This window comes from Streptomyces sp. NPDC050315, from assembly GCF_040655775.1.
GTDB lineage: Bacteria > Actinomycetota > Actinomycetes > Streptomycetales > Streptomycetaceae > Streptomyces.
The window spans coordinates 72,344-90,408 of sequence record NZ_JBFAKN010000007.1 but is presented as its reverse complement, the minus strand read 5'-3'; the positions used below and the strand labels follow the sequence as shown (position 1 = coordinate 90,408).

13 protein-coding genes are annotated in these 18,065 nt (G+C 72.0%); 8 read left to right on the top strand and 5 right to left on the bottom strand.

Annotation, left to right across the window (positions count from 1 at the left end):
* Nucleotides 1-30 precede the first annotated feature (30 nt).
* The 6 genes from AB0I82_RS25770 (at nt 31) to rarD (ending at nt 8,482) form a co-directional block, all read left to right on the top strand.
* Nucleotides 31-1,224, top strand: coding sequence for a sensor domain-containing protein (locus AB0I82_RS25770; protein ID WP_363259739.1), 1,194 nt, complete (start codon nt 31-33; stop codon nt 1,222-1,224).
* A 126-nt stretch (nt 1,225-1,350) separates the two neighbouring features.
* Nucleotides 1,351-2,697: a sensor domain-containing protein gene (locus tag AB0I82_RS25765; RefSeq protein WP_363259738.1), complete on the top strand. Its 1,347-nt coding sequence runs from the start codon at nt 1,351-1,353 to the stop codon at nt 2,695-2,697.
* A gap of 397 nt (nt 2,698-3,094) precedes the next feature.
* Entirely contained in the window at nt 3,095-3,754 is a 660-nt protein-coding gene (locus AB0I82_RS25760) for a response regulator transcription factor (RefSeq protein WP_363260001.1), read from the top strand.
* A gap of 331 nt (nt 3,755-4,085) precedes the next feature.
* Nucleotides 4,086-6,095, top strand: coding sequence for a 2-oxoacid:acceptor oxidoreductase subunit alpha (locus AB0I82_RS25755; protein ID WP_363259737.1), 2,010 nt, complete (start codon nt 4,086-4,088; stop codon nt 6,093-6,095).
* Nucleotides 6,088-7,182 (top strand): 2-oxoacid:ferredoxin oxidoreductase subunit beta, encoded by a 1,095-nt coding sequence (locus AB0I82_RS25750; protein WP_363259736.1) that lies wholly within the window; start codon nt 6,088-6,090, stop codon nt 7,180-7,182. The genes AB0I82_RS25755 and AB0I82_RS25750 overlap by 8 nt, the downstream gene beginning before the upstream one ends.
* Nucleotides 7,183-7,483: 301 nt before the next feature.
* Nucleotides 7,484-8,482: an EamA family transporter RarD gene (gene rarD / locus AB0I82_RS25745; RefSeq protein WP_363259735.1), complete on the top strand. Its 999-nt coding sequence runs from the start codon at nt 7,484-7,486 to the stop codon at nt 8,480-8,482.
* Here the strand turns inward: rarD and AB0I82_RS25740 are convergent.
* The 4 genes from AB0I82_RS25740 to AB0I82_RS25725 all read right to left on the bottom strand — a co-directional run bounded on the left by AB0I82_RS25740 (nt 8,419) and on the right by AB0I82_RS25725 (nt 12,972).
* The gene (locus AB0I82_RS25740; RefSeq protein ID WP_363259734.1) at nt 8,419-9,291 is read right to left on the bottom strand and encodes an ABC transporter permease; all 873 of its coding nucleotides are present in this window, start codon (nt 9,289-9,291) and stop codon (nt 8,419-8,421) included. The genes rarD and AB0I82_RS25740 overlap by 64 nt on opposite strands.
* The gene (locus tag AB0I82_RS25735) at nt 9,278-10,324 is read right to left on the bottom strand and encodes an ABC transporter ATP-binding protein (protein WP_363259733.1); all 1,047 of its coding nucleotides are present in this window, start codon (nt 10,322-10,324) and stop codon (nt 9,278-9,280) included. Before AB0I82_RS25735 ends, AB0I82_RS25740 begins: the two co-directional genes overlap by 14 nt.
* Before the next feature lie 83 nt (nt 10,325-10,407).
* Nucleotides 10,408-11,712 (bottom strand): DUF2092 domain-containing protein, encoded by a 1,305-nt coding sequence (locus tag AB0I82_RS25730; RefSeq protein WP_363259732.1) that lies wholly within the window; start codon nt 11,710-11,712, stop codon nt 10,408-10,410.
* Nucleotides 11,713-11,958: 246 nt separating this feature from the next.
* Nucleotides 11,959-12,972 (bottom strand): polyprenyl synthetase family protein, encoded by a 1,014-nt coding sequence (locus tag AB0I82_RS25725; RefSeq protein WP_363259731.1) that lies wholly within the window; start codon nt 12,970-12,972, stop codon nt 11,959-11,961.
* 247 nt (nt 12,973-13,219) lie between these two features.
* Here AB0I82_RS25725 and AB0I82_RS25720 point away from each other — a divergent pair, with 247 nt between their 5' ends.
* Nucleotides 13,220-14,692 carry a peptide MFS transporter gene (locus AB0I82_RS25720; protein WP_363259730.1) on the top strand — a complete coding sequence of 491 codons (1,473 nt, stop codon included), beginning with the start codon at nt 13,220-13,222 and terminating at the stop codon, nt 14,690-14,692.
* A 17-nt stretch (nt 14,693-14,709) separates the two neighbouring features.
* On the top strand, nt 14,710-16,707 hold the full coding sequence (locus AB0I82_RS25715) for a CocE/NonD family hydrolase (protein ID WP_363259729.1): 1,998 nt from the start codon (nt 14,710-14,712) through the stop codon (nt 16,705-16,707).
* 120 nt (nt 16,708-16,827) lie between these two features.
* Here the strand turns inward: AB0I82_RS25715 and AB0I82_RS25710 are convergent, their stop codons facing one another.
* Nucleotides 16,828-18,024, bottom strand: a complete 1,197-nt coding sequence (locus AB0I82_RS25710) for an NAD(P)-binding domain-containing protein (RefSeq protein ID WP_363259728.1) — start codon at nt 18,022-18,024, stop codon at nt 16,828-16,830.
* Nucleotides 18,025-18,065: the final 41 nt, after the last annotated feature.

Below are 18,065 nucleotides of genomic sequence, written 5' to 3'. Positions count from 1 at the left end.
CGGGCCGCGCGGCGCGGCAAGCTGGCCCGCATGACGGTGACTTCCGCCCCGGGCAGGCGCGCCCACAACGGGCATGACGACGGGTTCGTCCTGGTTCCTCCCCCGCCCAGCTCGCCCCTGAGCGGCGGGACGTGGCGGGAGACAGCGCACCTGCTGTGCAACTTGCCGCTGGACGTGGTGGCCTTCGCGCTGCTGGTGAGCTGGCTGGCGGCGAGCCTGGGGCTGTCTGTCACGATCATCGGACTGCCGCTGCTCGCGCTGGTCCTGGGGGGCTGCCGGCAGTACGGGAGGCTGGAGCGGGCCAGGGCCCGCAGGCTTCTCGGGGTGCGCGTCGAGGAGCCGAGTCCGCCGCGCGCCTCCGGGCCGGGCATCTCCGCCTGGCTGTGGGCGCGTCTGAACGATCCGGTCGGCTGGCGGCACGCGCTCTACGTCCTCGTACGGCTGCCCTGGGGCGTCTTCAGCTTCGCGCTCACCTTCGTGTCGCTTTTCGTGGTCTGGCCGGTGCTGCCCTGGGTGGCGCGCGGGCTGACGAACGTGGACCGCGGGCTGGTACGGGGGCTGCTGTCGCCCTCGGACGAGCTGGAGCGGCGGATCGCCGAGCTGGAGTCGGGGCGCGGCTCGGTCGTGGACACCGCGGCGGCCGACCTGCGGCGCATCGAGCGTGACCTGCACGACGGCGCGCAGGCCCGGCTCGTGGCGCTCGCCATGGGGCTGGGGCTGGCCAAGGAGAAGCTGCTGGAGGACCCGGACGCGGCGGCGCGGATGGTGGACGAGGCGCACGGCGAGGTGAAGCTGGCCCTCCAGGAGCTGCGCGATCTGGCCCGCGGCATCCATCCGGCGATCCTCACCGACCGCGGCCTGGGCCCGGCGCTGTCGGCGCTGGCCGCACGCTGCACGGTGCCGGTCACCGTGACCGCGGATCTCGACACCCGGCCCGCGCCGGCCATCGAGGGCATCGCGTACTTCACGGTCTCCGAGCTGCTGCAGAACATCTCCAAGCACGCGCAGGCGCGCAGCGCGTCGGTGGACGTGTGGCGGGCCGAGGACCGGCTGCTCATACAGGTGCGCGACGACGGGTGCGGAGGCGCGCGGCCGGCCGCGGGCAGCGGGCTGGCCGGCCTGGCCGAGCGGCTCGGTTCGGTCGACGGGCTGTTCGTCCTCGACTCGCCGACGGGCGGACCGACACAGATCACGGCCGAGCTGCCGTGGCGCAGCGCGCCGTAGCGGGCGCTGCCTCTGGAGGTGGGCGCGCCTCCTGAAGGGGCCACCCGGGAGGTGGGGAAAACCCGAGGGTCAAGACACCGACCGGCTCCATGTCCGGCACGGCCCGGAGCGGAGAGGCTGAACACCATGGACACCGCATACCGTTCGCCGTCCCCCGCGCCGCGTGCCCCGCGTGCCTCCGAAGGGCCCGGTCCGCACCGTGTCCCCTTCGCGCTGCGCGCTCCCTTCTCCGGCCGGACCTGGCGGGAGTTCCTCCACGTGCTGATCGGCCTGCCGATCGGCGTCGTGATGTTCGCCTACGCCGTCACGATGACGTCGCTCGGCGCCGGCTTGCTGATCACGTTCCTCGGCATACCTGTGCTGGCCGTCGGCCTCGTCGGGTGCCGCGGCTTCGGCGCACTGGAGCGCGTACGGGCGCGCGCCCTGCTCGGCCTCGAAGTGCACGCCCCCGAGCCGGTCCGCGCCGCCAGGCCGAGTCTGATCGGCTGGGTCAGCGGGGTCCTGAAGAACGGCGCGTCCTGGCGGCACCTGCTGTACGGCCTGCTGCACTTCCCGTGGGCGGTCTTCGCGTTCGCCGTCTCGGTGACGCTGTGGGCGCTCGGCTGGGGCCTGCTCACGTACCCGCTGTGGCGCTGGACCTTCCCGATGTACCTCGGCCAGGACGGCATCCAGCTGTACGGGGACGAGACGCACGGCTTCTACCTGGACACCCCCTTCGAGACAGCCGTGACCAGCGTCATCGGGCTGCTGTTCGTGCTGGTCTGGGGCGGGACCGTGCGCGGCCTCAGCCAGGTGGACCGGCTGCTGGTGCGCGGGCTGCTGGGTCCGTCCCGGCTGGCCGGCCGGGTGACGGAGCTGGAGTCGGACCGTACGGCGGTGTCCGAGACCGCGGCCGCCGACCTGCGGCGGATAGAGCGCGATCTGCACGACGGGGCACAGGCCCGGCTCGTCGCGCTCGCCATGGACCTGGGGCTGGCGAAGGAGAAGCTGCGGGAGGACCCGGAGGCCGCCGCCCGCATGGTGGACGAGGCGCACGGCGAGGTGAAGCTCGCGCTCCAGGAGCTGCGCGACCTGGCCCGCGGCATCCACCCGGCGATCCTCACCGACCGCGGGCTGGACCCGGCGCTCTCCGCGCTCGCCGCGCGCTGCACCGTGCCGGTGCGGGTCAGCGTGGACCTGCCGGCGCGGCCCGCCGCCGCGATCGAGGGCATCGCGTACTTCACCGTCTCCGAGCTGCTGCAGAACGTCTCCGCGCACGCACGGGCGAGCAGCGCCGCAGTGGACGTGTGGCGCTCCGGGAACCGCCTGATGGTGCTGGTCTCCGACAACGGCCGGGGCGGCGCACACACCGCGCCCGGCAGCGGCCTGGCCGCCCTGACCAAGCGCCTGGACGCGATGGACGGGCTGCTGGTCATCGACTCCCCGACAGGCGGCCCGACAGCGATCACGGCGGAACTGCCCTGGCGCGACTGACGGCCGGTCGGGCGAGCGCACGGGCGGGAGGCTGCTGACGGGCGGGGGGGCTGCTGACGGGCGTGGGGCTGCTGACGGGCGGGGGACGCCGCGGAGACAGCACGGGACGCGGCGGCCACGGCGGCGGAGCCGGCGGCGGGCCCCGGCGGCCACGGCGGCGGGGTTGCGACGGAGGCCGCCGGGGCGGGTACCTCCGGCGTCTCCTGCGATCGTCGTACCGCCCCTACCCCGCCGAGATCCCGCAGGTCCGCGCAGCGCTGCCGCGGCCGTCCACAACCGGCCATTTCGAGTTATCCACAACCCGCACGGTGATCCGGCGCGTGCGTCCGAATCCTGGGATGCTGAAGAGCGTCGAACCGAAAACGGGGTGGGGGAGCCGGAGATCGTGGAGAACAGCGTGCGGGTGGTCATCGCCGAGGATTCAGTGCTGCTGAGAGAGGGCCTGACGCGGTTGCTGACCGATCGGGGGCATGAGGTCGTCGCCGGAGTGAGCGACGCGGAGGCGCTGATCAAGGCCATCGGGGAGCTGGCCGAGGAGAAGGCGTTGCCGGATGTGGTCGTCGCGGACGTCCGCATGCCGCCGACGCACACGGACGAGGGGGTGCGTGCCGCGGTCCGGCTCCGCCGGGACCATCCCGACCTGGGCGTACTGGTGCTGTCGCAGTACGTCGAGGGGGAGTACGCGACGGAGCTGCTGGCCGGTTCGAGCCGGGGCGTCGGCTATCTGCTCAAGGACCGGGTAGCAGAAGTCCGTGAGTTCGTCGACGCGGTGGTGCGGGTCGCGGAGGGCGGCACGGCGCTCGACCCGGAGGTCGTCGCCCAGTTGCTGGGCCGCAGCCGTAAGCAGGACGTACTGGCCGGCCTCACCCCGCGGGAGCGTGAGGTGCTGGGACTGATGGCCGAGGGACGGACGAACTCCGCGATAGCCCGGCAGCTGGTGGTGAGCGACGGTGCGGTGGAGAAGCACGTCAGCAACATCTTCCTGAAGCTCGGTCTGGCCCCGAGTGACGGGGATCACCGACGTGTACTTGCAGTGCTCACCTACCTCAACTCCTGATCACCTGACACCCTTTCAGCCGAGGACGCCGGTGCGGGGCGTCACTCCGGCGCGGAGTACGAAGCGCTGAACCAGCGTTGAAGCACGGAGCGTCCTACAGAAGAAGCCGCGGGGGGCGGAAGATTCATGGCGAAATACGACAGAGCGGTACCTCGCTCGCGCGTCCACTATGTGAGCACGGCGTCTCACGTTTACGTCCAGCATGTGATCGCCTCAAGGAAGGCGACCCTTACCCACGTACGATGGCCATGGGACGACAGGTCCGCACGGTGCGTCCCGGATTCCCTGCCCACGGCGGGGACACCCCAGGCCCTGAGGGAGGTCCGAAGCAGTGACCAGCCAGGTCAGTAGCCCAGCCGACAAGACCGACGGTGCGCTCGCAGGGGAAGGATCGTGTACCCCTGCCACGGAGAACGGCGCCGGCAAGGAGGTCCGCAGGCTGGACCGGGTGATCATCCGGTTCGCGGGCGACTCCGGTGACGGTATGCAGCTCACGGGTGACCGGTTCACTTCCGAGACGGCCTCGTTCGGCAACGACCTGTCGACCCTGCCGAACTTCCCCGCCGAGATCCGGGCCCCCGCCGGCACGCTGCCCGGCGTGTCCAGCTTCCAGCTGCACTTTGCCGACCACGACATCCTCACGCCCGGTGACGCGCCCAACGTCCTGGTCGCGATGAACCCGGCGGCGCTGAAGGCCAACCTCGCGGACGTGCCGCGCGGCGCGGACATCATCGTGAACACCGATGAGTTCACCAAGCGCCCGATGGCGAAGGTCGGGTACCTCACCAGCCCGTTGGAGGACGGCTCGCTGGAGGCGTACAACGTCCATCCGGTGCCACTGACGACGCTGACGATCGAGGCGCTGAAGGACTTCGGCCTGTCCCGGAAGGAGGCCGAGCGGTCAAAGAACATGTTCGCGCTGGGCCTGCTGTCGTGGATGTACCACCGCCCGACCGAGAGCACCGAGGCGTTCCTGCGGCAGAAGTTCGCCAAGAAGCCGGACATCGCCGAGGCGAATGTGGCCGCCTTCCGGGCAGGCTGGAACTTCGGCGAGACCACCGAGGACTTCGCGGTCTCCTATGAGGTGGCGCCGGCGACGAAGGCGTTCCCGACGGGCACGTACCGCAACATCTCGGGCAATCTGGCGCTGTCCTACGGCCTGGTGGCCGCGGGCCGCCAGGCGGACCTGCCGCTGTACCTCGGCTCGTACCCGATCACCCCGGCCTCCGACATCCTGCACGAGCTGTCCAAGCACAAGAACTTCGGCGTGCGGACCTTCCAGGCCGAGGACGAGATCGCGGGCATCGGCGCGGCGCTGGGCGCGGCGTTCGGCGGCTCGCTCGCGGTGACCACCACCTCAGGCCCCGGTGTGGCGCTGAAGTCGGAGACGATCGGCCTGGCCGTCTCGCTCGAACTGCCGCTGCTGATCGTGGACATCCAGCGCGGCGGCCCGTCGACGGGTCTGCCCACCAAGACCGAGCAGGCCGACCTGCTGCAGGCGATGTACGGGCGCAACGGCGAGGCGCCGGTGCCGATCGTCGCGCCGAAGACCCCGGCGGACTGCTTCGACGCGGCGCTGGACGCGGCCCGTATCGCGCTGACGTACCGCACGCCGGTCTTCCTGCTCTCCGACGGTTACCTGGCCAACGGCTCCGAGCCCTGGCGGATCCCGGAGGTCGACGAACTGCCGGACCTGCGCGTGCAGTTCGCCACCTCGGCCAACCACGAGCTGGCGGACGGCACCGAGGTCTTCTGGCCGTACAAGCGCGACCCGCAGACCCTGGCCCGCCCGTGGGCGGTGCCGGGCACCCCGGGTCTGGAGCACCGCATCGGCGGCATCGAGAAGCAGGACGGCACGGGCAACATCTCCTACGACCCGGCCAACCACGACTTCATGGTCCGCACCCGGCAGGCCAAGATCGACGGCATCGAGGTGCCCGACCTGGAGGTCGACGACCCTTCCCCAAGCTCTCAACTCCGTTCGAGCAGGGGAGGCCCCAATGGTGGGGCCGACACCCTGGTGATCGGCTGGGGTTCGACGTACGGACCGATCACCGCGGCCGTGCGCCGGGTGCGCCGCGCGGGCGGGCAGATCGCCCAGGCGCATCTGCGCCACCTCAACCCCTTCCCGGGGAATCTCGGTGCGGTGCTGGGGCGTTACGACAAGGTGGTCGTTCCCGAGATGAATCTGGGCCAGCTCGCGACGCTGTTGCGGGCAAAGTTCCTCGTGGACGCCCAGTCGCACACCCAGGTCAGCGGGATGCCCTTCAAGGCAGAGCAGCTCGCCGCCCACCTCGAAGAGGTAATGAAGCAGGGCCCGAAGGAGGCCATCAATGACTGAGACGATCGCGGAGGGTGCGGCGCAGATCGAGGCGCTTTCCCTGGTGCCCAAGGCCGAGGCCAAGCAGTCCATGAAGGACTTCAAGTCCGATCAGGAAGTGCGCTGGTGCCCCGGCTGCGGCGACTACGCCGTCCTCGCCGCCGTGCAGGGCTTCATGCCCGAGCTCGGCCTGGCGAAGGAGAACATCGTCTTCGTCTCCGGCATCGGCTGCTCCTCCCGCTTCCCGTACTACATGAACACCTACGGGATGCACTCCATCCACGGCCGCGCCCCGTCCATCGCCACGGGCCTGGCCTCCTCCCGGCGCGACCTGTCGGTGTGGGTGGTCACCGGTGACGGCGACGCGCTCTCCATCGGCGGCAACCACCTCATCCACGCCCTGCGCCGCAATGTCAACCTCAAGATCCTGCTGTTCAACAACCGGATCTACGGGCTGACCAAGGGCCAGTACTCGCCCACCTCCGAGGTCGGCAAGATCACCAAGTCGACGCCGATGGGCTCGCTGGACGCGCCCTTCAACCCGGTCTCGCTGGCGATCGGCGCCGAGGCGTCCTTCGTCGCGCGCACCGTCGACTCCGACCGCAAGCACCTCACCTCGGTGCTGCGCCAGGCCGCCGCGCACCCCGGCACGGCGCTGGTGGAGATCTACCAGAACTGCAACATCTTCAACGACGGCGCGTTCGAGGCGCTCAAGGACAAGGAGAAGGCCCAGGAGGCCGTCATCCGCCTGGAGCACGGGCAGCCGATCCGGTTCGGCGCGCCCGCCGAGGACGGTCTCGGCTCCAAGGGCGTCGTCCGCGACCCGGCCACGGGCGATCTGCGGATCATCGACGTCACCCAGGAGGGGACCGCGGGCGTGCTGGTGCACGACGCGCACAACCCCTCGCCCACCACGGCGTTCGCGCTCTCGCGGCTCGCCGACCCGGACACCCTGCACCACACGCCCATCGGTGTGCTGCGCAGCGTGGACCGGCCGGTGTACGACACCCTGATGTCCGACCAGCTGGACGCCGCCATCGAGCAGAAGGGCAAGGGCGACCTCGCCACCCTGCTCGCCGGCAACGACACCTGGACGGTCGTCGGCTGACACCCCGGGCGGCCCGCGCGGCCGCCACGCACCTCCCGGCTGCCCGGGACCGGCCTGCGGGCTCGGTCCCGGGCAGCCGTACGTGTACCCCGCCACCCGCAGCCCGTCGCGCACCACCCCGCGCTTCCGCCCGCCGCCCCACGCTTCCGTGCGCTGCCCCGCGTCGCAGCCCGCCCCCTGCCCGGTTCCGGATATGTAACCACCGTATTTAAAAAACGGGCATGACATGCGAGGCCTACGGCGTTACCTTCGGAGAGCTCGCCGCATCGCGCCGACGCCCGAACGCTCCAGGAGGCCCCCCTTGCCGTCACCGTCCGACCAGCGCACCGGCCTGGCCTACGGCTTCTTGGCGTACGGCATGTGGGGCGTCCTCCCTCTCTACTGGCACCTGCTGTCCGCCGCCTCCCCCACCGAGATCCTGGCCAGCCGCATGGCCTGGTCGCTGCCGGTGGCCCTGATCTTCCTGGCCGTGGCGCGCCGCTGGTCCTGGATACGCCCGCTGCTGCGGCAGCCGAAGCGGCTCGGCCTGGTGGTGGTCGCGGCCGCCGTCATCTCGGTCAACTGGTACCTCTACATCTGGGCGGTCAACTCCGGTCACGTACTGGAGGCGTCGCTCGGGTACTTCATCAATCCGCTGGTCAGCATCGCGTTCGGGGTGATCTTCCTGCGCGAGCGGCTGCGGCCGCTGCAGTGGACCGCGGTGGGCGTCGGCACGCTCGCGGTGGTCGTGATGGCCGTGGCGTACGGCCGGGTGCCCTGGATCGCGCTCGCCCTCGCCCTCACCTTCGCCACGTACGGCCTGGTGAAGAAGGGCATCAAGCTCGGCGGCGTCGAGGGCTTCAGCATGGAGACGGTGATCCAGTTCCTGCCCGCGCTGGCCTGCCTGGTCGTCCTCGGCGTACGCGGCGAGTCCAGCTTCCTCAGCGACGGCGTGGAGCAGGCGCTGCTGCTCGCGGGCTGCGGCATCGCCACCGCCCTGCCGCTGATCGCCTTCGGCGCGTCCGCCGTCCGGCTGCCGCTGTCGGTGCTCGGCATGCTCCAGTACCTCGCGCCGACCTTCCAGTTCGTCCTCGGCCTCACCGTCTTCCACGAGGCCATGCCGCCCGAGCGCTGGGCGGGCTTCGTCCTCGTATGGCTGGCGCTCGCCGTGCTGACCTGGGACGCGCTGCGTACGGCGCGGACGTCCCGGGCGGCGCTCGCCGCGGCTCGCACGGAGGCCCGTACGGACCTCGCCGCTCAGGCCGTAACGTCCCGCGTCGTGAACCGGGCCCAGGCCGCCGAGCCGAAGACCAGCGCGTAGACCGCCTGGAGGCCGAGGTTGCGGCGGATGTCGTCCCAGTAGACCGGGTCGCGCAGCAGGTCGGCGAAGCTCAGCCAGTAGTGCGGGAAGAGGTACGGCTGGACGGCGTGCAGCTGCGGGATGGTGTGCAGGATCTGCAGGGTGATCACCACGCCCACGGTCATCGCCATGGCCGCGATCCCGCTTCCGGTGAGCGTGGAGACGAACAGCCCCAGCGCGGCCACGCCGATCAGCGAGAGGGCGACCACGCCCGCGACGGCGAGCGCCCGCACCAGCCCCTCGGCGAGCGGCACGGACGTCCCCGACAGCAGCGTGACCTCGCCCAGCCCGAACAGCAGCGCGCCGGTGACCAGCGCGGACGCCGCCACGACCAGCGTCGCCACCAGGCAGAACACCAGCGTGCCCGCGTACTTGACGAGCAGCAGGCGGGTCCGCCCGGCCGGGGCGACGAGCAGGTAGCGCAGCGTTCCGGCGCCCGCCTCGCCCGCGATCGCGTCCCCGGCGACCACCCCGAGCGCCATCGGCAGGAACACCGGCAGGGTGGCGGCGAGGGAGGTGAAGACCAGGAACAGCCCGTTGTTGGTGACCAGTGAGATGAAGGCCGGGCCGCCGCGGGCCCCGCCGTCCCCGGTCTGGACGCGGATGGCGATTCCGACCAGTACCGGTACCAGGGCGAGTACGGCGAGCAGGACGAGGGTGCGGCGGCGCCGGAACGTCATGCCGAGCTCATTGCGCAGCAGCCCGAGCGTCCACAGCGGACTCGGCCCCCGAAAGCCCACCGTCTCAACCACCGTCTCAGCCCGCGACATCGAAGCCCTCCCCCGTCAGTGCCACGAAGACGTCCTCCAGCGAGGCGCGTTCGACCCCGAAGGCGCGGACGCGTACGCCGGCCGCGACGAGCGCGGCGTTCAGGTCGGCCGGATCCAGCCCCCCGGCCGCACCCGCCGGATCCAGCCCCCCGCCCGCCGGATCAAGTCCCCCACCCGCGCCCGCCGGATCCGGCGGCAGCTCTCCCGTCACCCGGTCCTCGCCCACCACCAGGTCGGACAGGCCGTGTTCCTTGAGCACCCGGGCCGCGTCCGCGGTGTCCGGGGTGGTGACGGCCAGCCGGCCGCGGGCGCCGGCCGCGAGCTCCGCCACCGTGCCCTGGGCGATCAGCCGGCCGCGGGACATCACGGCGGCGTGCGTGCAGACCTGTTCGATCTCGTCCAGGAGGTGCGAGGAGAGGAAGACGGTCGTGCCGTCGGCGGCCAGCTCGCGCACCAGGCCACGGATCTCCCGCATGCCCTGCGGGTCCAGGCCGTTGGTCGGCTCGTCCAGGACCAGCAGCTCGCGCGGGCGGAGCAGCGCTGCGGCCAGCCCGAGCCGCTGCTTCATGCCGAGGGAGTACGCACGTGCCTTCTTGCCGGCCGCGGCCGCCAGGCCCACCCGGTCCAGCGCCGCGGCCACCCGCGCGGCCCGGGTGCGGGGATCGGCGGTCGGGTCGGCGGCGTCGTACCGCAGCAGGTTGGCGCGCCCGGTGAGAAAGCCGTACAGGGCCGGGCCCTCGATGAGCGCGCCGACCCGGGGCAGCACCCGCCGCGCGGCGCCGGGCATCGGCTCACCGAGCAGCCGGGCGCCGCCCGCCGTCGGCTCGATCAGCCCCATCAGCATGCGGATCGTGGTGGTCTTGCCCGAGCCGTTGGGGCCGAGGAAGCCGAAGATGCTGCCGGGCGGCACGGACAGGTCGAGCCCGTCGACGGCCGGCGGCCCGCTCCCGTACCTCTTGGTCAGGCCGTGCGTCTCGATGACGGGCGCGCCGGGGCGCGCTCCGTCCTCCCCGTCCGACGACGGTGCCGCCATGCACTCCCCCACTGTGTGCCGGGACTGTGTACCGGGCCGGTGCGGCGGTACGGCGGCCGGTCACCGCCGTACCGCCGCCGCGCTCACTTCTCCGCGTTCGCCGCCTTGACCAGCGACTGCCGGTCGACCGCGCCGACATAGACCGTGCCGTCGTCCGTCATCAGGGCGTTGACCAGCCGCGTACTGAAGACATGGCCGGAGCCGAAGCTGCCGGTCACCTTCTCGCCCAGGGAGTCCAGGAACTTGGCGGCGTCGCCCGCGGGGACGCCTGCCCGGTCGCCCATGGCCTGGTCCTTGCCCTGGTCGGCCTTGCCCGAGGCCGCACCGGCGCCCTCGATCTTCGCGATCGCGGTCCAGCCGTGGCCGATGACGTCCATGCCGCCTTCGTCCCCGGCCCGCGCGTCCTTCAGGCCGTGCGGCAGCCCGCCGGACAGGCCCTTCGCGAGGCCCTCGTCCCCGGCGTCGTCGTGCCGCTGCGTGCTGACCCGGTCGCCGTCGATGATCTTCGCGCCCTTGGGCGGGGCGAAGGCGAAGGTGTCCGCCGCGGGCTTGGCGAAGTCGACCGAGGTGAACCCGGCCTCCAGGGCCGGTGCGCCCCCGCTCTTCGGCGTCAGCGTGAACTTCAGCGGCACGCCGTTGTCCGCGTCCACCGCGATGCGTACGGAACCGACCGTCGAGCCGGCCTGCTTGGGCTTGACCAGCAGCTGGTAGGCGTCCCGCCCGGCGACCTTGGCGGTGCCGTCGACGGTGACCGACGTGGTGTCACCGGCCGCGTCGAGGACGTGCTCGGCGAGCTCCTGCGGGGTGACGTCGCCCAGGCCCTTGGGCATGGCCCGGCGCTGGTCGCCCTTCTTCCCGGTGTCCGACTCCGGGCCGGTGGCGCGGAAGGCGGTGTTGCTTCCGCTGTCGTACGCCCAGATCTTGTCGCCGTCGCGGACCAGGCTGTACTCGGCGGCCTTGTCGATGACGGACACCCGCTGCCGGTCGGGTCCGTCGGCGGCGACCCGCAGCGTGTGCGTGCCCGAGGCCAGCTCCATGAGCTTGTCCTTCGGGTCGGCGGACGCGTCGCCCTTGCCCTGGCCCGACCCCAGCGCGCCGGCGTCCATGCCCCCGGGCAGTTCCGGCAGGCCGAGGTCGGTGCTGGTCCGTACCGTGCCGGACAGCTGCTGCACGTCCGACGCGGCTACCTTCGCTATCAGGTCCTGCGCGGATATCTCCGGCAGGTCGGGCTCGCCGGCTCCGGCGAACGCGGGGACCAGCCCGATCGTTGCCGCCGCCACCCCCGCCACCGCGACGGGGACGCCGTACCGGATGGCCCTGCGGCGTCCCGTGCGCTTCCCCCCGTCGTCCCATTCGCCGGTGACCCGTGACGCTTCGTTCCGTGGCATGTGCCTCTACCTCCGTCGTAGGCGGCGGTCTCAACGCAACGCACTCGTCCACACCTCGGGCTCATTGTGTCCCGCTCCGCCATGGCGTGGTGGTGTCAATGCCACCAAATCCGCCAACTCGAAGCGTCAGCCCCGGGGCTGGAACCGTGTACTGCTGAAGGATGAGACCGCCCCTAGAGGCGGCACGCCGCGTACTGCCACGGGCGAAGCCCGCCGTACGCCGGACCGGGCCGTACGCCGGACCGGTCAGCCCGCCCGGTGCACCACCGCGTCGCACAGCTCCTGGAGGGCGGCCTTCGCCGCGCAGTCCGGCAGCGGCGCCAGCGTCGCGCGGGCCTCCTCGGCGTACCGGATCGTGTCGCGGCGGGCCTGCCGCAGCGCCGCGTGGGCGCGCAGCCCGGCCAGCGCCTCGGCGTGCCGGGCGTCGTCGGTGAGGTCCTGGTCCAGGAGCGCCGCCAGCGCGCGGTCCTCCTCGGTGGCCGCGTCGGAGGCGGCGAGCGCGCGGAGGTGCAGGACCGGCAGGGTCGGGACGCCCTCGCGCAGGTCGGTGCCGGGGGTCTTGCCGGACTCGGCGGAGTCGCTGGCGATGTCCAGGACGTCGTCGGCGAGCTGGAAGGCGGTGCCCAGGCGCTCGCCGTACTGCGTGAGAATGTCGACCGTGGCCTCGTCGGCGCCGGACATCATCGCGCCGAAGTGGCCGGCGACGGCGATCAGCGAGCCGGTCTTGCCCGCGATGACGTCGAGGTAGTGCTCGACCGGGTCGCGGCCGTCGCGCGGGCCGGCGGTCTCCAGGATCTGGCCGGTCACCAGCCGTTCGAACGCCTCGGCCTGGATGCGGACCGCCTCCGGGCCCAGGTCGGCCAGCGTGTGCGAGGCGCGCGCGAAGAGGAAGTCGCCGGTCAGGACGGCCAGCGAGTTGCCCCAGCGGGCGTTGGCGCTGGCCACGCCGCGGCGTACCTCGGCCTCGTCCATGACGTCGTCGTGGTACAGCGTCGCCAGGTGCGTCAGCTCCACGACCACGGCCGAGGGCACGATGCCCGGCGCGTAGGGGTCACCGAACTGGGCGGCCAGCATCACCAGCAGCGGCCGGAAACGCTTGCCGCCCGCGCGGACGAGATGCTGCGCGGCGTCGGTGATGAACGGCACGTCGCTCTTGGTGGCCTCCAGCAGGCCCTCCTCGACAGCCGCCAACCCGGCCTGGACATCGGCCTCAAGAGCCTGGTCCCGCACGCTCAGCCCGAAGGGCCCGACGACGGTCACGAGGGTTACTCCTGTCTGCTGACGATCAAACGGATTGTCGATCTGTCGCTGTCTCCACCATTGGCCAGCGTATCCGGTCGCAGTTCGATCACCATGAGCGCCCGCCCGTCTGCCGCACCCGGCGGCCGGGAGGGCGGCGCCGCGGCACGGCCCGATATGTTCTTGATCACTCAGCGTCGCGGGTTTTGCACCGGGAGGAACGGAGAGCAGAAGCAAGTTAATCCCCCGAGTCCCAGGAGTCACACCCGTGTCCGGACCCCCGCACCCTCGCGACGATCATTCCTTCCTCGGCCACCCGCGCGGCCTGCTGACCCTCTCGGGCCTGGAGGTCTGGGAGCGGTTCTCCTTCCTCGGCATGCAGGCGATCCTGGTGCTGTACTTCGCCGATCAGGTCGCGCACGGCGGCCTGGGCATGGCGGAGAACACCGCGGCGTCCGTCACCGCCGCCTACGGCACCCTGGTCTACCTCGTCTCGGTCGCCGGCGGCTGGCTCGCGGACCGGATGCTCGGGTCCTACCGCGCGGTCCTGTGGGGCGGCGTCCTGATCGCCTGCGGCCACTACTCCATGGCGGTGCCCACCGCGGCCATGACGTGGGTGGGCCTGGGCCTGATCATCGCGGGCACCGGCCTGCTGAAGCCGAACGTCTCGACCATGGTCGGCAAGCTCTACGCGACCGAGGACGAGCGCCGGGACGCGGGCTTCGCGCTGTACTACATGGGCATCAACATCGGCGCCTTCCTCGCCCCGCTGATCATCGGCTGGCTGGGCCAGAAGCAGGGCTGGCACTGGGGCTTCTCGGCCGCCGCGATCGGCATGACGCTGGGCCTGGTCCAGTACATCGTGGGCCGCAAGGGCCTGGCGGGCCGCAAGCACAGCGCCGAATTCGCCCTGCCGCAGGCCGCGATGCGCCGGGCGACCTGGCTGATCGCGGGCGGCTGCGTGCTGATCGCCGCCGTCGCCACGGGCCTGGCCCTGGCCGGGTGGCTGACCATGGACCGCACCGTGGACGTGCTGACGGTGATATCGGTGATCGCGCCCGTCGTGTACTTCGTGGTGATGTTCCGCAGCCCCCGGGTCGGTTCCGAGGAACGCGGCCGGCTCCGCCCGTACCTCGTGCTCTTCGCCGCCTCGGTGGTCTTCAACTTCGTGCTCTTCCAGTCGTACTCGACGATGACGCTGCTGGCCGCGAGCCATGCGGACACCGAGATCCTCGGCTGGGAGTTCCCCTCGACCTGGTACGGCTCCGTGCTCGGCGGTGCCGAAGTGCTGCTCGCGCCGGTCGTCGCGGCCGTCTGGGTCAAGCTGGGCCGCCGCCAGCCGCACGCCTCGCACAAGATCGCGTACGGCGTGATCCTGGGCGGGCTGTCCTTCCTCGTCATGGTCCCCGCGACGCACGGGCAGACCGGCGACTGGAAGATGGCCGCCTGGTGGCTCCTGATCTCCTTCGTCCTGCTCGGCCTCGGTGACATCCTGCTGGAGACCACCGGCATGTCCGCGACGACCAAGCTCGCGCCCGCCGCCTTCGCCAGCCAGACGATGGCCCTGTGGTTCCTCTCGCTCGCCCTGGCCAACGGCATCCAGGCCCAGGTCGTGAAGTACTTCGGCGAGATCGCCAACGAGCTGTACTTCGGCCTCAACGGCGGCTTCGCGGTCGTCGTGGGCCTCGCGGTGATCGCCGCCGGACCCTGGCTGCGCCGCACCATGCACCCCGTTCACTGACCACTTGGACCGGCACCATGCGCATCCGCACCGACTTCCCGTACCGGACGTTCTGCGAGGACGTCCGCATCCCGCTCCCTGACGGCACCCAGCTTTACGCCCGGATCTGGCGCCCGTACAGCACCGAGCCCGTCCCCGCGCTGCTCGAATACCTGCCCTACCGGCTGAGCGACTGGACCGCGCCGCGCGACGCCCAGCGCCACCCGTACTACGCGGGCCACGGCTACGCCTCCGTACGCGTCGACGTCCGCGGCCACGGCAACTCCGAGGGCCTGCCGACCGACGAGTACTCCGAGACCGAGCTGGCCGACGGCGAGGCCGTCATCGAGTGGCTGGCCGCGCAGCCGTGGTGCTCCGGCAAGGTCGGCATGTTCGGCATCTCCTGGGGCGGCTTCAACAGCCTCCAGCTGGCAGCGCGTGCGCCCGAGGCGCTCAAGGCGATCGTCACGGTCTGCTCGGCGGACGACCGGTTCGACAACGACGTGCACTACATGGGCGGCTCGCTGCTCGCCGTCGACATGCACGCCTGGGCCGCCACGATGCTCGCCTTCGTCTCCCGGCCGCCGGACCCCGCGCAGGTCGGCGAGGGCTGGCGCAAGCAGTGGACGGACCGCCTCGAAGCCGTCGACCCGTTCCTCCACACCTGGCTGGACCACCAGTCGCGGGACGCGTACTGGCAGCACGGCAGCGTCTGCGAGGACTACTCGGCGATCAAGGCGGCGGTGCTCGCGGTCGGCGGCTGGCACGATCCGTACCGGGACACCGCGCTGCGCCTGGTCCAGCACCTCGACGCGCCCGTGCGCGGCCTCATCGGGCCCTGGTCGCACCAGTATCCGGACCGCGGCCTGCCGCCGGGCCCCGCGATCGGCTTCCTCCAGGAGACGCTGCGCTGGTGGGACCACTGGCTCAAGGGCGAGGACCGGGGCGTCGACGACGACCCGCTGCTGCGCGCGTGGATCAGCGAGTCGCACCCGCCGGCCACGGTGTACGACACGCTGCCGGGCCGCTGGGTCGCCGACCCCGCCTGGCCCTCGCCGAACGTCACGCCGACCGCGTACCCCCTGCCCGGCGACCGGCCGCTGCTGGTCCGCTCGCCGCAGCACACCGGCGTCGACGCGGGCCGCTACTTCCCCTTCGGCAACGACGCCGACCTGCCGCCCGACCAGCGCGAGGAGGACGGCCGCTCGGTCTGCTTCGACCTGCCGGAGCTGACCGAGCGGGTGGAGATCCTGGGCCGGCCCCGGGTCACCCTGCGGCTGACCTCCGAGGTGCCCCGCGGCCAGGTCATCGCCCGGATCTGCGACGTGGCGCCGGACGGCTCGTCCACGCTGGTCACCCGCGGCGTACTGAACCTCCTCACCCGGCACGGCCGGGACCGGGCCGTGGAGTGGACGCCGGGCGCCACGGAGGACGTGACCTTCGAGCTGAACGGCATCGGACACGCGTTCCCGGCCGGGCACCGCATCCGTGTCGCGCTCTCCTCCGCGTACTGGCCGTGGATCTGGCCGCACGCGGGCAGCGAGGCGGGCTGGACGGTCGACCCGGCCGCCAGCACCGTCGAACTCCCGGTCCGCACCCCGGGCACCGAGGAGCCGGAGATCACCTTCGAGGTGCCCGAGCAGTCCGAGCCGCTCGGCGTGGTCTTCCCCGAAGCCGGTGACCAGCGGCCCGAGCGCAAGGTGATCCGGGACGTCGCGGCCGGCACCTGGACGCTGGAGGTGGACCCGCGCTACGGCGGCACCCGGATCTACCCGGACGGCCTGGAGTTCACCGAGGACGCGCTGGAGACGTACCGCATCGACAGCGCCGACCCGGAGAGCGCGACGACCCGCTCGGACTGGTCGATCCGCCTGCACCGCCCGGACCAGGGCTGGGACGCCCGGATCCGGACCCGCTCGGAGATCACCACCGAGGGCGGGAATTTCGTCACGCGCAACGAGGTCGTCTGCCACGACGGCGAGGAGGAAATCTTCCGCCGGACGTGGGAGCGCCGAATCCCGCGCACGGCGGTCTGAGCACCGAAGAACGGGCGGGCCTGTACGGCATTGCCGTGCAGGCCCGCCCGCTCAGGGGCGCGAGGAACTGCGCGACCAGCCACGACGGCGCCGCAGCCGACAAACCGCCCCCGCGGAGCGTTACCGCCGCCCGGCGAGGGAAGCCGCAAGCCGAGGCGACGCGTACTCCGTGCCACAAACGAACCGCATCACCGGCCCATAACTGGCCGCCGCCGGCAGCCCCGTGAAGTACAGCCCCGGCACCGACGACTCGAAGCCCGCACCCAGCCGCGGCCCACCCGCGCCCATCGCCAGCTCCGTCCGCAGCCCCTGCCCGAGGAAGTCCAGCGCGCTCAGGTCCACCCGGTACCCGGTCGCCGCCAGCACATGATCGGCGGCCAGCTCGCCGTCGTACCCGTCGTCACCGCGCAGCGACAGCACGGCGCGGCCGTCCTCCACCCGGGCCCGTACGATCCGCCGCCCGGCGCTCACCTGCACCCGGCCCACGAACCGGTCCCGCAGCCACCACGCGCCCAGCGGCCCCAGCACCCGCTTGACCAGGAACTGCCGGGACGGCGCCGGGAGATAGCGGAAGCCGCCCGCGTGGTACGAGAAGGCGTACAGCGACCAGGCGTTGCCGAACGGCGTCTCGGGGCGCAGCTTCGGCTGCCGGTCCGGCGGCGCGCCGAAGCCGACGGCCTGCCGGCCCCGGGCCACCACCCGCACCGAAGCACCGGCGTCCGCGAGCAGCACCGCGCTCTCCAGCGCCGACTGCCCGGCGCCCACGACCAGGACCTCACGGCCCGCGAACCCGGACAGGTCGGCGTGCTGGGAACTGTGCGAGATGGGCCCAGTGGGGGACGGTCCATCCGGTACGGCGTCGGCCAGCTCCGGGGGCACGTGCGCGAAGCCGGTGAGTCCCGTGGCCACGACCACCGCACGGGCGCTGAACTGCTCACCGCTGTCCAGCTTCAGCTCGAAACCGGCCCGCTGCCGGTCGACGGAGACCACCCGGACCTCCTCCAGGTCCGGCACCAGCCGCTCCTGGAACCACTGTCCGTACCGGATGAAGGTCTCCACCGGGATGATGTCCCAGTCGGACTCGTACCGCCGCTCCCCCGCGGCCGCGCAGTAGTCGACGAGCGTGTGGCCGGGCTGCGGGGCGTCGATGCTGGACGCCGATGGCGTGGACTTCAGGATCATGCCCGCCGGCATGTGCTCGCTCCAGCTCACCATCGGGCGGCCGAAGGTGCGTACAGGTATGCCGCGTGCGCGGAGATGAGCGGCGGTGGACAGGCCGAAGGGGCCTGCGCCGATGACTGCTACCGGAGTGTTCACTCGGGTTTCCCTCCCCAGGGTGCTGCTGATGCGTCGTACTG

Coding starts and splice junctions, on each gene's coding strand:
- AB0I82_RS25735 (WP_363259733.1), bottom strand. CDS start 10,324: ATGGCGGCACCGTCGTCGGACGGGGAGGACGGAGCGCGCCCCGGCGCG.
- AB0I82_RS25715 (WP_363259729.1), top strand. CDS start 14,710: ATGCGCATCCGCACCGACTTCCCGTACCGGACGTTCTGCGAGGACGTC.
- AB0I82_RS25770 (WP_363259739.1), top strand. CDS start 31: ATGACGGTGACTTCCGCCCCGGGCAGGCGCGCCCACAACGGGCATGAC.
- AB0I82_RS25740 (WP_363259734.1), bottom strand. CDS start 9,291: ATGTCGCGGGCTGAGACGGTGGTTGAGACGGTGGGCTTTCGGGGGCCG.
- AB0I82_RS25765 (WP_363259738.1), top strand. CDS start 1,351: ATGGACACCGCATACCGTTCGCCGTCCCCCGCGCCGCGTGCCCCGCGT.
- AB0I82_RS25750 (WP_363259736.1), top strand. CDS start 6,088: ATGACTGAGACGATCGCGGAGGGTGCGGCGCAGATCGAGGCGCTTTCC.
- AB0I82_RS25730 (WP_363259732.1), bottom strand. CDS start 11,712: ATGCCACGGAACGAAGCGTCACGGGTCACCGGCGAATGGGACGACGGG.